At 35.1% G+C, this 14,932-nt stretch carries 11 protein-coding genes and 2 tRNA genes; 9 read left to right on the top strand and 4 right to left on the bottom strand.

Annotation, left to right across the window (positions count from 1 at the left end):
* Window positions 1–202: 202 nt before the first annotated feature.
* Together BSF41_RS02465 and BSF41_RS02460 are read left to right on the top strand one after the other, a co-directional pair.
* Window positions 203–273: transfer RNA gene (locus tag BSF41_RS02465), tRNA-Gln, on the top strand.
* Between the two features lie 109 nt (window positions 274–382).
* Window positions 383–453, top strand: a tRNA-Gln gene (locus BSF41_RS02460).
* Window positions 454–552: 99 nt separating this feature from the next.
* On the opposite strand, the gene BSF41_RS02455 is transcribed toward BSF41_RS02460, so the two are convergent.
* Both BSF41_RS02455 and BSF41_RS02450 read right to left on the bottom strand, forming a co-directional pair.
* Complete coding sequence (locus tag BSF41_RS02455; protein ID WP_095927940.1) at window positions 553–1,359, bottom strand: AraC family transcriptional regulator; 807 nt, start codon at window positions 1,357–1,359, stop codon at window positions 553–555.
* A 62-nt stretch (window positions 1,360–1,421) separates the two neighbouring features.
* Complete coding sequence (locus tag BSF41_RS02450) at window positions 1,422–2,843, bottom strand: aldehyde dehydrogenase family protein (RefSeq protein ID WP_095927939.1); 1,422 nt, start codon at window positions 2,841–2,843, stop codon at window positions 1,422–1,424.
* A gap of 317 nt (window positions 2,844–3,160) precedes the next feature.
* Between BSF41_RS02450 and BSF41_RS23675 the strand changes: the two genes are divergently transcribed.
* The gene (locus tag BSF41_RS23675; RefSeq protein WP_172426839.1) at window positions 3,161–3,328 is read left to right on the top strand and encodes a hypothetical protein; all 168 of its coding nucleotides are present in this window, start codon (window positions 3,161–3,163) and stop codon (window positions 3,326–3,328) included.
* Window positions 3,329–3,407: 79 nt separating this feature from the next.
* Here the strand turns inward: BSF41_RS23675 and BSF41_RS02445 are convergent, their stop codons facing one another.
* Window positions 3,408–4,232, bottom strand: coding sequence for a universal stress protein (locus BSF41_RS02445; RefSeq protein ID WP_095927938.1), 825 nt, complete (start codon window positions 4,230–4,232; stop codon window positions 3,408–3,410).
* 174 nt (window positions 4,233–4,406) lie between these two features.
* Here BSF41_RS02445 and rimP point away from each other — a divergent pair, with 174 nt between their 5' ends.
* From rimP to BSF41_RS02425, 4 genes are all read left to right on the top strand, one after another.
* Window positions 4,407–4,871, top strand: coding sequence for a ribosome assembly cofactor RimP (gene rimP / locus BSF41_RS02440; protein ID WP_172426838.1), 465 nt, complete (start codon window positions 4,407–4,409; stop codon window positions 4,869–4,871).
* Window positions 4,872–4,890: 19 nt separating this feature from the next.
* Window positions 4,891–6,144 (top strand): transcription termination factor NusA, encoded by a 1,254-nt coding sequence (nusA, locus tag BSF41_RS02435; protein WP_095927936.1) that lies wholly within the window; start codon window positions 4,891–4,893, stop codon window positions 6,142–6,144.
* A 58-nt stretch (window positions 6,145–6,202) separates the two neighbouring features.
* The gene (gene infB, locus BSF41_RS02430) at window positions 6,203–9,079 is read left to right on the top strand and encodes a translation initiation factor IF-2 (RefSeq protein WP_095927935.1); all 2,877 of its coding nucleotides are present in this window, start codon (window positions 6,203–6,205) and stop codon (window positions 9,077–9,079) included.
* A 150-nt stretch (window positions 9,080–9,229) separates the two neighbouring features.
* Complete coding sequence (locus BSF41_RS02425) at window positions 9,230–9,739, top strand: DUF4920 domain-containing protein (protein WP_095927934.1); 510 nt, start codon at window positions 9,230–9,232, stop codon at window positions 9,737–9,739.
* Window positions 9,740–9,870: 131 nt separating this feature from the next.
* Here the strand turns inward: BSF41_RS02425 and BSF41_RS02420 are convergent, their stop codons facing one another.
* Window positions 9,871–10,260 carry an SPOR domain-containing protein gene (locus BSF41_RS02420; protein WP_095927933.1) on the bottom strand — a complete coding sequence of 130 codons (390 nt, stop codon included), beginning with the start codon at window positions 10,258–10,260 and terminating at the stop codon, window positions 9,871–9,873.
* Between the two features lie 220 nt (window positions 10,261–10,480).
* Here BSF41_RS02420 and BSF41_RS02415 point away from each other — a divergent pair, with 220 nt between their 5' ends.
* The gene (locus tag BSF41_RS02415; protein WP_095927932.1) at window positions 10,481–11,815 is read left to right on the top strand and encodes a c-type cytochrome; all 1,335 of its coding nucleotides are present in this window, start codon (window positions 10,481–10,483) and stop codon (window positions 11,813–11,815) included.
* A 32-nt stretch (window positions 11,816–11,847) separates the two neighbouring features.
* On the top strand, window positions 11,848–14,898 hold the full coding sequence (locus BSF41_RS02410; RefSeq protein ID WP_095927931.1) for a TAT-variant-translocated molybdopterin oxidoreductase: 3,051 nt from the start codon (window positions 11,848–11,850) through the stop codon (window positions 14,896–14,898).
* Window positions 14,899–14,932: the final 34 nt, after the last annotated feature.

The following is a 14,932-nucleotide window of genomic DNA, read 5'->3' as shown; positions in this document are numbered from 1 at the left end:
AAATGTTTTTTTATGTAAAGAAACGAGCATTAACAAAAAATTCTATAAAACTATCGGGAAAGAGCAATATGTTGTTTATGAGGAACTTCTATTGTTGTTGGGGATTTCAAACGGAGAAAAATTAAAAAAAATGATTTTTTTTGGCCAAAAAGTTTGCACAAACTAAATAAAGACTTAAATTTGCACTCGCTAATAGCACTGCTGGTCTATGGTGTAATGGTAACACTACGGTTTTTGGTGCCGTCTTTCTAGGTTCGAGTCCTAGTAGACCAACAGAAAAGTCTCTCAGAAATGAGAGACTTTTTTTTATTTAAAAAAGTTTTGCTTAAAATTTGCATAAATTAAATAAAGTTTTAATTTTGCACCCGCTTAACCGCACTGCTGGTCTATGGTGTAATGGTAACACTACGGTTTTTGGTGCCGTCTTTCTAGGTTCGAGTCCTAGTAGACCAACAGAAAAGCCTCTCAGAAATGAGAGGCTTTTTTTATGCCGTAAATTTAAAATGAGTGGTTGTTCTTTTTAAGTGTTGATTTTGAATCGCCTTGGTCTTTTTATTTGTGATTTAAAGAAGAGGGAACGATTCCGAATTTCTTTTTAAATGAAAATGAAAAATGTGAAAGATCCTCAAAACCAACACCAATATATACTTCTGATGGCGGATTTCCTTGGCTGATTAAATAATAAGCTTCCTGAAGTCTTTTGTTTAAAAGCCATTTTCCGGGCGTTTGTTCAAATACTTTCTGAAAATCTCTTTTAAATGTTGCTAGACTTCTCCCTGTAAGATAGGCGAATCGATGCATTTGAACATTAAAGTGGAAGTTTTTGTTCATAAAAGCTTCTAGATCAATTTTTCCAGGTTCATTAAAATCAAATAAAATGTCTTTTAATTCAGGATTTACTTTTAATAAAAGATGAATAGCTTCTTTGATTTTTAAATTGAATAAAGCTTCGTTGTTTTCTTCGTCGACTTCTAAATAGGATATCAGTGATTCCATAAAAGATTTGTAGAGTGGGTTGGGAGCTAATGAGAACATAGCATCTGTGTCAGCTTTCTTATCTGCTTTTATGTTGTGCTCTTTGCTAATCTCCCTTAAGATTTCTTGATCGAGAAAAAGAGAAATGGTTTTGAATTCTCCTCCTTCGGGCGGAATCTTCGTAAACTTGGCCAAATGATTTCTTCTGCTAAAACGGAAGTCTCCTGGTTTTGAGTGAAAAGTATTTTGATTGTCTGTAACGATCATTTCGCCAGAAATCTGATAGCTAAAAACATGTTCGGGTATAAAATGTTCTCCTTCTCGGCTTCGTGAGTAGTAGCAAGAGTAGAGTATTTTTGGCTTTGTATGTGTTTCTGTGCTCATATTGTAAAAATACTAAAAGATCTGGAAATCTTTAAACAGAAAGATTTCCAGATTAATGAGGATTATTTTGGCTGAATTAATGCTCTTGGTTCTAAGTATGCTTCTAGGCCAAGTGTTCCAAATTCGCGTCCGATTCCTGATTGTTTAAATCCTCCAAAAGGAGCCATCGGGTCATGGCCGATTCCGTTAACTTGTACGCGGCCAGCATTAATTTGTGATGCGACGGTATAGGCTCTTTTTGAATCTGATGAACTCACGTAAGCCTGTAATCCATAAGTGGTGTCATTCGCAATTTCGATTGCTTCTTCTTCGGTTTTATAAGTAATAATAGATAGAACAGGTCCAAATATTTCTTCTCGTGCAATACGCATTTGATTGTTTGCGTTGGTAAAGATTGTAGGTTTAACAAAATTTCCGTTTTCTAATCCTTCTGGTTTTCCTAATCCTCCTATCAGTATTTCTGCGCCTTCATTAATTCCGGTTTGGATATAATCTTGAACGCGATTGTATTGTTTTTTGCTAACCATTGGTCCTACGGCTGTATTTGGGTTTTTTGGGTCGCCGACAATGAAGTTTGAAGCTATTTCTTTAATGAGAAGTTTTGTTTCTTCTAGTTTATGTTCTGGAATCAGTAACCTAGTACCTGCAATACAAGCTTGTCCGCTATTCATAAACGCTGCTCCAAGTGCAAGCGGAATGGCTTTTGAGAAATCGGCATCGTCTAGAATGATGTTGGGAGATTTTCCGCCAAGTTCGAGGGTGACTCTTTTCATCGTATTAACAGCCTCTTTTGCGATTATTTTTCCAACGTTGGTTGATCCTGTAAAAGATATTTTGGCAATATCTGGATTTCTGCTTATTTCTGCTCCAACAATTTCTCCCAAACCATTTACAATATTAAATACGCCTTTCGGGAGATTTGCTTCATGAAGACATTCGGTAATTAATTGTGTTTGTTGAGCACTCATTTCGCTTGGTTTAATTACGGTTGTGCATCCTGCTGCGATTGCGGTAGATAATTTGCTGCTGATAAAGCCGTTGCTTGAATTCCATGGGATAATAATTCCTACAACGCCAATTGGTGCCATTTGAACTTCAGATTCGCCCATTGTTTTGGTGAAGTTGTAGGTGTTAAGCAGATTGATTGTGGAGTCAAAACCTTTTATCATGTAATCGTAACTTACGCTTGCAAATTGAAATGTTCCGCCATATTCTTCTATCATTATATTGATAAAGTCGTCTTTTCTTTTTTCAATAGAAGATTTAATGTTTTTGAGGTACTGAATTCTTTCTAAGATTGTTGTTTTTGAAAAAATTTTGAATGCATTTTTCGCGGCTTCGATTGCTTTTTTGGTGTCTTCGCTATTTCCTAAAAGAACTTTTCCTAGTTTCTCATTTGTTGTTGGGCTAACAAGGTCAAAATATTCTGTTCCTTGCGGAGTAACAAATTCTCCGTTAATGTAAATTTTGTCTATTGTTTTCATGATATGTACTTTTTGATTTATTTGACAAAGTTCCGCATAAAGCTTGTTGGTAACTTTGTTGTAAGGCTCAAATAAACTTTGTTGAAAAGCTCATGAATGAGGAGTTTTTTTTTAGAAGGAAAAAAAGTTAATTGTTTGGTTTTTGTTATGCAAATAAATATTTAAAAATGTTGTCAAATCTATCTTGGAGTTTTTCTTTAAAATATTTTTTTTATTTATTATATTGATTGTCAATGTTTTGTGTGTATTTGTTGTAGTGGAAATACTACATACTATTTCTTTGTTTTTAACTGATTAATAATTTAATAATTGAAGCTATGGAGAATTTAGATTTTACGGAGTTAACTCCTTATGAGATGAAACAAGTAAAAGGAGGGAACTGGGTTGATGAGGTCGAAAAAATTGTTAATGCTATTGGTATTGATGCTGCTGCCGCATTTCTTGGTATGACTGTGCAGCAGGTACGAGATTTACTTGGGTTGTGATAACAAATAAAAGAATGTTGTCAATTCTATAATGTTTAATTAGTAAAAAAAAGCTTCTCATTTGAGAAGCTTTTTGTATTTATATTTTAAATGTAATTACAGGTTTAACGGCATGGTTTACTAATCCTTCACTTATGCTTCCGTTAAAGAAGTGTGCAAAACCAGTTCTTCCGTGTGTACACATTCCAATTACATCAGCATCTATTCTGTTGGAGAAATTGATAATTCCTTTTTCGATATTGGTGTCATTATAAATTTGGGTTGTATAATTGGTAATGTCGAATTCTGCCACAAAATCGTTCATTGCTTTTTCGCTAACATGAGTTGGTTTAAAACTATTAGGTGTGCAAATGGTAACCAGGTGGAGTTTTGAATCAAATAGTTTCGTAAAGCTTAAAAGTTTTTCAAATGGTTTTTTTGCTTCTTCAGAAAAATCAGAAGCAAAAACAATGTTTGAGGCGTTAAAATTTGGGATGTTTTTCTTGATGACTAAAACAGGGATTTCTGAATTTCTAACTACTTTCTCAGTGTTAGAGCCAATTAATAGTTCTTCAACGCCAGATGAGCCGTGAGATCCCATTATTATTAAATCGACATCATAATCTTTTCCTATTTGCGTAATTCCGTGTATCGGTTTGTCCATTTTTACAATTTCAGTTACCGGTATTCCTTCTAAATATTCTTTTGAGGCAACTTCATCTAGTGTTTCGTTTGCTTTTTTCATAAAAAGCATAGTTTCAGGGATGCTTGTTCCGCCCACTATAGCGTCGTTAGATTGTTGCGGTAATTCGAGCATGTGTAGAAGAATGATTTCAGAATTGTTCTTTTTTGCGATTTGAGCGGCAACTCTTAAAGCGTCTTCTGCATGTTCTGAGAAGTCGGTAGGTACTAAAATTCGTTTCATGATTTTGAGGGTTAAAAATATGAATAATTACATGTTTTGATGCTATTATAAAGATACGGAATTATTTTAGAGCAATCAATTTATTTGATTTATAAAAAAAACACTATATTTGCACTGTTATTTATTAAAATCTAAATAATGAGGGGACTAAGTGTCCCCTCTTTTTATAAAATTATGACATTTAAAGAAAAAGTAAACGGATTAATTACAGAAGCTCTTCTGGAAAAACCATCAGTCTTTTTGGTTGATTTGGCAGTTTCGGATTCTTTTAAAATTAGTGTTGGTTTAGACGGTGATAATGGAGTGGCGTTGCAAGACTGTATCGACATTAGTCGTGCAATCGAGAATAATCTGGATCGTGAAGAACAAGATTTTTCTCTTGAAGTAGCATCGGTTGGAGTAGGAACGCCATTGAAAATGGTAAGACAATACAAGAAAAATGTTGGTAGAACGTTGATTGTTACCACAAATACGGAAAAAATAGAAGCAGAATTAGTAGAAGCTAATGATGTTTTTATAATTTTGTCTTGGAAAGCAAGAGAACCGAAAAAAGTAGGAAAAGGAAAAGAAACAGTTCAAAAAGAGCAACAAATACCTTATACAGAAATTAAAGAGGCAGTTGTTACGGTAACATTTTAATTTTAATTAAAAAATTCGCATGGAAAATTTAGCATTAATCGATTCATTCTCAGAGTTTAAAGATAATAAACTTATTGATCGTGTAACGCTTATGGCAATTTTAGAGGACGTATTTAGAAATGCATTAAAGAAAAAATACGGTTCAGATGAAAATTTCGATATCATTATAAACCCTGATAAAGGTGATATGGAAATCTGGAGAAGAAGAGTAATTGTTGCTGATGAGGATCTTGATTTTGAAAATGAGGAAATTACATTGACTGAAGCAAGAAAAATTGAAGCGGATTTTGAAATTGGTGAAGAAGTTTCTGAAGAAGTAAAATTGATTGATTTGGGAAGAAGAGCTATCTTAGCGCTTCGTCAAAATTTAATATCTAAAATTCACGAACACGATAATACAAATCTTTACAAGCAATTTAAAGATATTATCGGTGATATTTATACAGCCGAAGTACACCACGTACGTCCAAGAGTAGTAATCTTAGTGGATGACGAAGGAAATGAAATTGTACTTCCAAAAGAAAAACAAATTCCGTCAGATTTCTTCCGTAAAGGAGATAATGTTCGTGGAATTATTGAAAGCGTTGAATTAAAAGGAAATAAACCTCAAATTATTATGTCTAGAACTTCAGAGAAGTTTTTGGAAAAATTATTTGAACAAGAAATTCCAGAAGTTTTCGACGGATTAATTACGGTTAAAAATGTAGTTCGTATTCCTGGTGAAAAAGCAAAAGTAGCTGTTGATTCTTATGATGATAGAATTGATCCAGTTGGAGCTTGTGTGGGAATGAAAGGTTCTCGTATTCACGGAATTGTGCGCGAATTAGGAAATGAAAATATTGATGTAATCAATTATACAAACAATATTCAATTATTTATAACAAGAGCTTTAAGTCCTGCTAAGGTTTCTTCTATCAAAATTGATGAAGATAACAAAAGAGCTGAAGTGTTCTTGAAATTAGAAGAGGTTTCTAAAGCAATTGGTAGAGGTGGTCACAATATCAAATTAGCAGGTCAATTGACAGGTTATGAGCTAGATGTTATTCGTGAAGGAGATGTTGCCGGTACTGTTGCAGATGAAGACGATGTTGAATTAACAGAGTTCTCAGATGAGATCGAAGAGTGGGTAATTGAAGAGTTTGCAAAGATCGGTTTGGATACAGCAAAAAGTATCTTGAAGCACGACGTAGAAGATTTAGTAAGAAGAACAGACTTAGAAGAGGAAACGATTCTAGATGTTATGAAGATACTAAAAGAAGAGTTTGATAATTAAGCAATGGCTTAGATCTGCTCTAACAACACAACGAAAAAGGTAATAATAAAAAGGTTATATGTCTGAAGAGAGAGTAATAAGAATAAACAAGGTTTTAAGGGAATTAAATATTTCGTTAGAAAGAGCTGTAGATTATCTAAAAGATAAAGGAATTGCTATTGATGCAAATCCAAATGCAAAAATTTCTGATAGCGAATTTAATATCCTTCAAAGCCAATTTGCGGGCGATAAGGGGAACAAGGAGGCTTCTAAAGAGGTTGGAGAAGAAAAAAGAAAGGAAAAAGAAGCATTACGTGTAGAGCGTGAGAAAGAAATTGAAGACAAACGCAGACAAGAAGAAGAGCGTCAAAAACAGCAAGAAATAATTAAAGCGAGAGCGGTTGTTTCGGGACCTGTACAAGTGGGTAAAATTGACTTGAATCCAAAAAAACCTGCGATTACTCCTTCTGAGGAAACGGTTAAGGCTGAAGAGCCAAAAGCTGTTGTTGCACCTGTGCAACCAGAAAAACCTGTTCAAAATGAAACAGTAAAATCTGAATCAGTTGTTTCAACTCCTGTTTCTGAAACAAAAAAAGAAGAACCTATTATTACTGAGAAAAAAGAAGTTAAAGTAGAATCTAAAGTTGCTCAGGAGCCAATCGTGTCTACTGATCCAACAACTTCAGAGGAAACTATTACTACTCAATACCAAAAACTTACAGGAACAACTCTTACAGGTCAGACAATTGATTTATCTCAATTTAATAAACCTAAGAAGAAGAAAGAAGATCCTAAAGCGGCTCAGAATAAACCTGGAGCTCCTGGTGTTGGTAATAACAACAACGCAAATAATAAAAATAAGCGTAAAAGAATTGGTCCAAAACCGGGTACGCCTGGTGCGCCAAAGCCTGCTACAGGTAATGCGGGTGGAACGCCAAATCCGAATAATAAACCAGCTCAAAATAGTGGAGGAGGATTTAATGCGAACAGAAGTCAGAGACCAGGTTTTGTAAAAGGAAACCGTCCTGCAATTGTAGCAAAAGTTGAGCCTACTGAAGAAGAAGTAAAAAACCAAATTAGAGAAACTCTTGAAAAACTTCAAGGTAAAGGAGGGAAATCTAAAGCGGCAAAATATAGAAGAGATAAAAGAGAAACGCACCGTCAGAAATCTGATGATGAGCAAAGAGCTCTTGACGAAGGAAGTAAAACGATTAAAGTTACAGAGTTCGTTACTGTAGGTGAAATTGCAATCATGATGGATGTGCCGATTACTAAAGTAATTGGAACTTGTATGTCTCTTGGTATCATGGTTACCATGAACCAGCGTCTAGATGCTGAAACATTAACTATTGTAGCAGATGAATTTGGTTATGATGTTGAATTCATTACGGTAGATATTGAAGAGGCAATCGAGGTTGTAGAAGATAGAGAAGAAGATTTAGTAACACGAGCGCCAATTGTGACAGTAATGGGTCACGTTGACCACGGTAAAACATCTTTACTGGATTATATTCGTAAAGAAAATGTAATTGCTGGTGAGTCAGGAGGTATTACTCAGCACATTGGAGCATATGGGGTTACTTTAGATAACGGACAAAAAATAGCATTCTTAGATACTCCGGGTCACGAGGCGTTTACAGCGATGCGTGCACGTGGAGCTCAAGTTACAGATATTGCGATTATCGTAGTAGCGGCAGATGATGATATCATGCCGCAAACTAAAGAAGCAATTTCTCACGCACAGGCTGCGGGAGTGCCAATTATATTTGCAATCAATAAAATTGATAAACCAAACGCGAATGTTGATAAAATTAAGGAGCGTTTGGCTGGTATGAATTTACTTGTTGAAGATTGGGGTGGAAAAATTCAGTCACATGATATTTCTGCAAAAGTTGGAACAGGTGTTAAAGAATTATTAGAGAAAGTTTTATTAGAAGCTGAGATTTTAGATCTAAAAGCAAATCCAAATAAAGGAGCTCAAGGAACTGTTGTTGAGGCTTACTTAGATAAAGGAAAAGGATATGTGTCTACGATTTTAGTGCAACAAGGTACTTTGAAAATTGGAGATTATATGTTGGCTGGTAAACACCACGGTAAAGTTAAAGCAATGCATGATGAAAGAGGGCATACTATTTTAAGTGCTGGTCCTTCGACTCCGGTATCTGTTTTAGGTTTAGATGGAGCTCCAACAGCGGGTGATAAGTTTAATGTATTTGAAGACGAAAAAGAAGCAAAACAAATTGCATCTAAACGTTCTCAATTAATGCGTGAACAATCTGTACGTACACAAAGACATATTACACTTGATGAAATTGGACGTCGTATCGCTCTTGGTCAGTTTAAGGAATTGAACGTGATTCTTAAAGGAGACGTGGATGGTTCTGTTGAGGCATTATCAGATTCGTTCTCTAAACTTTCTACAGAAGAAGTTCAGATCAATATTATTCATAAAGGAGTTGGTGCGATTACAGAAACCGATGTTAACTTGGCTTCTGCATCAGATGCAATCATCATCGGATTTAACGTTCGTCCAGCAGGAAATGCAAGACAGCTTGCAGATAAAGAAGAAATCGATATCCGTTACTATTCTATTATCTATGCTGCTATCGATGACTTGAAAGATGCAATGGAAGGAATGCTTGCTCCAGAGATGAAAGAAGAAATTTTAGGAAATGCTGAAATTCGTGAGATTTTCAAAATTTCTAAAGTTGGTTCGATTGCTGGATGTATGGTGACAGATGGTAAAATCTTAAGAACCTCTAAAATTAGAGTTATTAGAGATGGAGTTGTGGTTCATACAGGTGAGTTAGTTGCTTTAAAACGTTTCAAAGACGACGTGAAAGAAGTAAGTAAAGGTTATGATTGTGGTATCCAGATAAAAGGATTTAATGATATCGAAATTAATGATGTTATTGAGGCTTACCATGAAGTAGCAATCAAAAAGAAATTGAAATAATATTCAATTATATAATTAAAAAGTCCCAATGTGAATTGGGACTTTTTTTATTTGTGAAATTTTGAGATGAAATTGATCTGTAATAATTTGAGATAAATGTGTATTTTAGTTTGTTCAAGTTTTGGTGTACCGAATTAAAAATAATGAAATATGAAAAAAGGATTTTACTCGATGATTTTGTTTGTGTGTTTTTTTACTTCGTCTTTTGCTCAAGAAGCTGTAGAAAAACCAGCTCCGCCAGCAGGTAATGCTTCAGTTGGAGATTATTATGGCGAAAATGTTTCAGAAGCTTTGATGAGTAAAGCGATTTCTGTAGGGGAATTGCAGAAAGATTTAAAAGCTACAAATAAAATAGAAAGCGTTGCGGTTAGGGGAGAAGTAACAGATGTTTGTCCGAAAAGAGGTTGTTGGATAAGCGTTAAAACGGATGACGGGGCATCTTTCTTCGTTAAAATGAAAGATTATGCTTTTTTTGTGCCAACGGCAGTAAAAGGTAAGAATGTTGTTTTAGAAGGAAGTGTAGAGAGAAAAGTAACATCAGTTGAGGAGTTGAAGCATTATGCGAAAGATGCTAAAAAAACAAAGGCAGAAATAGGCGCTATTAATGCGCCTAAAGAGGAAATTCGTTTCTTGGCTAGTGGAATAAAAGTGGTAAATTAAAAATTAAAAATGCGACGGTTTCTAATGAGTGAAATGGTTTTATTTTTTAAAGGATAAGTGTTTAAGATATGTTAATGAAACAAAAAAAAGGCGAGATAAAAAATTTCGCCTTTTTTTGTTTTTTGAATGGATTATTTTCCAGGTTTAAGTAAGAAAACGCTTTTGTATCTTTTTTTGATTTCTGCTAGGTTTCTTTCTGCTTCTATTCTGGTTTTAAAATTTCCAACAATTACTTTGTAGTTTGGAGTGCTGAAAATAATGGTTCCGTCGATATTCGAATTTTCTCTTTTAAAATCCGATAACGTTTTTTTTGCCTCGTCGCTTTTACCGCTAAAGATTTGAATTCTATAAGTATCGTTTGTATTTATTGACGTGTTAATTTTGCGCTTTTCGTTAAGTAGCTGCTCAAATTTAGGGTCTTGGTTCAGTGTTAAATTTTGATCTTGAGCATTAATATTGTGTGCGAAAGCAATCGTTGTAATTGTTAAGAAAAGGTTTTTTGAAGGACTTAAAATTCTCATAATGTGATGGTTTTTATGCAAAAATACTATTTAAAGTTTGAGTGTGAAATTTTAATATTATTTAGAATTGATATAAATTGATAATTAAGACTATTTTAAGGTTTTGAGAATAGTTCATAAGTCGTATTTTTGTGCAAGTTTTAAAAGAGGGTATAGGTTTTTACTGGATTTACTACAGAAAAAATCATACCAAAAATTAGTAGACAATTATTTATACTATATGAAAAAGGTGGGTAACCATAATTCGATCTCAAGAAAATTGCTGTTTGGCTTATCGCTAACGTTAATTTTCTCCCTAACTTCATTTGCTCAAGAAGCTGCTGCTCCGGCGGCGCCTGAGGCTGCTGCGGCTGCTCCAGCTGCAGGAGGCGGTGATCCAGCAAAAGGGAAAGAACTTTTTAATGCAAATTGCGCTGCATGTCACAAATTAGATGCTAAATCAACAGGTCCGGCCTTACGTGGAGTTGCTGATAAACATGATAAAGCTTGGCTTTACAAGTGGGTGCATAACAGTTCTGACATGATTAAGTCAGGTGATCCTGTTGCTGTTAAACTTTTTGAGGAAAATAATAAAGCGGTAATGACTTCTTTTCCTCAATTATCTGAAGGTGATATTGATAATATTATAGCTTATACTTCTCAGCCTAAAGCTGAACCAGCTGCGACTGTGGGAGGTGCTGCGACTCCTCCTGGAACAAATGTTCAGGATGGCGCTATTTCAAATAACATTATTTTAGGGGCTCTTGCTCTTGTAATGGCTATTTTAGTTGTGATGTTGTTTATGGTAAACAAGGTTTTAACTAAAGTTGCAAACAAAAACGGTATTGAAATTGCTCCAAAAGAAGCAAGACTTCCAATTTGGAAAGCTTTCGTTAAAAACCAATTTTTGGTTTTAGTAACTTCAATCTTCTTGCTTTTGGCTAGTGGTTATTTTGTTTACGGATACTTAATGCAAGTAGGTGTAGATCAGAATTATGAGCCAATTCAGCCAATTCACTACTCTCACAAGATTCACGCTGGTGATAACGAAATCAATTGTAAATATTGCCACTCTGCTGCTCGTGTAAGCAAAACAGCTGGTATACCTTCATTAAATGTTTGTATGAACTGTCATAAAAATATTTCTGAGGTTGCTGAAACAACTGCGACTCCTGAGTACAGTAAAGCATTCTACGATGCTCAAATTCAAAAATTATATGATGCTGTTGGGTGGGATAAGACGAAACAAGCTTATACTGGAAAAACACAGCCTGTAAAATGGGTTCGTATTCATAACTTACCTGACTTTGTTTACTTCAACCACTCTCAACACGTTTCTGTTGCAGGTATTGAATGTCAAACTTGTCACGGTCCAGTACAAGAATTTGAAATCATGAAGCAGTACTCTAAATTAACAATGGGATGGTGTGTTGATTGCCATAGAAAAACTGATGTTAAGATGGAAGGTAACGCTTACTATGACAAAATTCATGCTGAACTTTCTAAAAAATACGGTGTAGAGAAATTAACTGCAGCGCAAATGGGAGGTTTAGAGTGTGGTAAATGCCACTATTAATCGATTTATTAAGATTTTAATATATATATACAATGTCATCAAACAAAAAATACTGGAAAAGTGTTGAAGAGCTAGAAAATAGCTCTATTGTTGAGGCGCTTAGAAATAACGAATTTGTTGAAGAGATTCCTACTGATGAGTTTTTGGGTAACGCTGAGGCTTTATCTACATCTGGGACTTCACGTCGTGACTTTTTAAAGTACGTAGGGTTTAGTACAGCGGCTGTAACATTAGCTGCTTGCGAAGGTCCTGTTCACAAGTCTATCCCTTATGTATTACAACCAGAACAAATCATTCCTGGTGTTGCAGATTATTATGCAACTACAGTTTTTGACGGATTCGATTTTGCTAATCTTTTGGTGAAAACTCGTGAGGGTCGTCCAATTAAAATTGAAAACAATACAATTGCAGGAGCTAAATTTTCTGCGAATGCTAGAATTCATGCATCTATCTTAGGGCTTTATGACAGTACTCGTTTGAAAGAGCCAAAAGTAGATGGTAAAGATTCTTCTTGGTCAGCTGTTGATTTAAAAATTAAATCAAGTTTGGCAGATGCAAAAACTAAAGGTGGGCAGGTAGTATTATTGACTAATACTTTAGCTAGTCCATCTACAGAGAAATTAATTGCTGAGTTTATTGCAAAAAATCCAAACGCTAAGCACGTTGTGTATGATGCAGTTTCTTCATCTGAGGCTTTAGATGCTTTTGAATCTGCTTATGGTCAAAGAGCTTTAGTTGATTATGATTTTTCAAAAGCTTCTTTAATCGTTTCTGTTGGTGCTGATTTCTTAGGAGACTGGCAAGGTGGAGGATATGATACAGGATATGCACAAGGACGTATTCCTCAAAACGGAAAAATGTCTCGTCATTTTCAGTTTGAATCAAACATGACATTATCTGGAGCTGCTGCTGATAAGCGTGTTCCGATGACTGTAGCTGCTCAAAAGCAAGCTTTAGTTCAAATTTATAATATTGTTGTAGGTGCTTCTATTCCTGTGGCTTTAGAAGGAAACTTTAAAACTGAAGTAGTAAAAGCTGCGCAACAGCTTAAAGCTGCTGGTTCAAAAGGAGTTTTAGTATCTGGAATCGAAGATAAAAATGCTCAATTATTAGTTTTAGCTATCAATCAAATATTGGCTAGTGAAGCTTTTAGTACTGCTGGAGCGAGACAAATTAGAAAAGGTTCTAATGTTGCAGTTGCACAGTTGATTAAAGATTTGAATGCTGGAAGTGTTCATACTTTAATTATGAGTGGAGTTAATCCTGTTTACACTTTAGCTGATTCAGCTTCTTTTGTATCTGGATTGAAAAAAGTTAAAACGTCTGTTGCTTTTTCATTAAAAGAAGACGAAACTGCATCAATTGTTTCAATTGCTGCGCCAGCTCCTCACTACTTAGAATCTTGGGGAGATCTTGAGCTTACAAGCGGAACATATAGCTTAACTCAGCCAACAATTCGCCCAATCTTTAATACAAAACAATTTCAAGATGTTTTATTGTCAGTAAATGGTACTGCTGGTACTTTTTATGACTACTTAAAAACAAATTCTGGAGCTTACACTGCAGGAGCTTCTTGGAATAAAGTATTGCATGATGGTGTAGCTATTCTTGGAACTTCAGCTTTGTCTGGAGGTGCTATTGATGCTGCTACTGCTGCAAATGCTGTTGCAAGATCTAAATCTGCTGGTGATTTTGAATTAGTATTATATACTAAAACAGGATTAGGGGATGGGCAACACGCTAATAACCCATGGTTACAAGAGTTCCCAGATCCAATTACAAGAGTTTCTTGGGATAACTATGTTACAGTATCTAATGCTGATGCTAAGAAACTTGGTTTATCAAACGAAATTGTTGCAAACGGAGGTTTAAATGGTAGTTATGCTACTATTACGGTTGATGGAGTTAAATTGGAAAATGTTCCAGTTATCGTTCAGCCAGGTCAAGCAGTTGGTACTTTAGGTCTAGCTCTTGGATACGGACGTAAAGCAGCTCTAAAAGAAGAAATGCAAGTAGGTTTAAATGCTTACGCTTTATATAAAGGTTTCAATAATGTTCAATCAGTATCTATTGCTAAAGCTGGTGGTGTACATGAGTTTGCTTGTGTTCAAGGTCAGAAAACTTTAATGGGTAGAGGAGATATTATTAAAGAAACTACTTTAGAAATATTCAATACTAAAGATGCTGAACATTGGAATGAAAAACCAATGGTATCTTTAGATCACCAAGAAGTTGAGGCTACTACTGTAGATCTTTGGGAATCATTTGATCGTACAACAGGGCACCACTTCAACCTTTCAATTGACTTAAATGCTTGTACTGGTTGTGGAGCTTGCGTTATTGCTTGTCACGCAGAAAACAACGTTCCAGTTGTTGGTAAAGCAGAGGTAAGAAGAAGCCGTGATATGCACTGGTTACGTATCGATAGATATTATTCTTCTGAAAGCACTTTTGAAGGTGATAACGAAAGAAAAGAAGGAATTGCTGGTTTATCTAGTTCATTATCTACATTTAATGAAATGGAAAAAGCAGGAGATAATCCTCAAGTAGCATTCCAACCTGTAATGTGTCAACACTGTAACCACGCACCTTGTGAAACAGTTTGTCCGGTTGCAGCAACTTCTCACGGTCGTGAGGGGCAAAACCATATGGCTTACAACAGATGTGTTGGTACTCGTTACTGTGCTAACAACTGTCCATATAAAGTACGTCGTTTTAACTGGTTCTTATACAACAAAAACAGCGAGTTCGATTATCATATGAACGATGATTTAGGCCGTATGGTATTAAATCCTGACGTTAACGTACGTTCTCGTGGTGTTATGGAGAAATGTTCTATGTGTATCCAAATGACACAAGCTACTAAATTAAAAGCTAAAAACGAAGGCCGTCCAGTAAGAGATGGTGAATTCCAAACAGCTTGTTCTAGTGCTTGTTCTTCAGGAGCGATGATATTTGGTGATGTAAATGATAAAGAAAGTAAAGTTGCTAAATTAGCTGCTGACGAAAGATCATACCACTTATTAGAGCATGTAGGTACAAAACCTAATGTGGTTTACCATGTTAAAGTTAGAAATACTTAGTAAAATTATTAATTAAGAAACAATATAAAGGATT

This window comes from Flavobacterium sp. ACN2 (genome assembly GCF_002303885.1).
GTDB lineage: Bacteria > Bacteroidota > Bacteroidia > Flavobacteriales > Flavobacteriaceae > Flavobacterium.
This window is presented reverse-complemented; position numbering and strand designations above follow the sequence as displayed.

Coding starts and splice junctions, on each gene's coding strand:
- nusA (WP_095927936.1), top strand. CDS start 4,891: ATGGAAAATTTAGCATTAATCGATTCATTCTCAGAGTTTAAAGATAAT.
- infB (WP_095927935.1), top strand. CDS start 6,203: ATGTCTGAAGAGAGAGTAATAAGAATAAACAAGGTTTTAAGGGAATTA.
- BSF41_RS02455 (WP_095927940.1), bottom strand. CDS start 1,359: ATGAGCACAGAAACACATACAAAGCCAAAAATACTCTACTCTTGCTAC.
- BSF41_RS02420 (WP_095927933.1), bottom strand. CDS start 10,260: ATGAGAATTTTAAGTCCTTCAAAAAACCTTTTCTTAACAATTACAACG.
- BSF41_RS23675 (WP_172426839.1), top strand. CDS start 3,161: ATGGAGAATTTAGATTTTACGGAGTTAACTCCTTATGAGATGAAACAA.
- rimP (WP_172426838.1), top strand. CDS start 4,407: ATGACATTTAAAGAAAAAGTAAACGGATTAATTACAGAAGCTCTTCTG.
- BSF41_RS02415 (WP_095927932.1), top strand. CDS start 10,481: ATGAAAAAGGTGGGTAACCATAATTCGATCTCAAGAAAATTGCTGTTT.
- BSF41_RS02425 (WP_095927934.1), top strand. CDS start 9,230: ATGAAAAAAGGATTTTACTCGATGATTTTGTTTGTGTGTTTTTTTACT.
- BSF41_RS02410 (WP_095927931.1), top strand. CDS start 11,848: ATGTCATCAAACAAAAAATACTGGAAAAGTGTTGAAGAGCTAGAAAAT.
- BSF41_RS02450 (WP_095927939.1), bottom strand. CDS start 2,843: ATGAAAACAATAGACAAAATTTACATTAACGGAGAATTTGTTACTCCG.
- BSF41_RS02445 (WP_095927938.1), bottom strand. CDS start 4,232: ATGAAACGAATTTTAGTACCTACCGACTTCTCAGAACATGCAGAAGAC.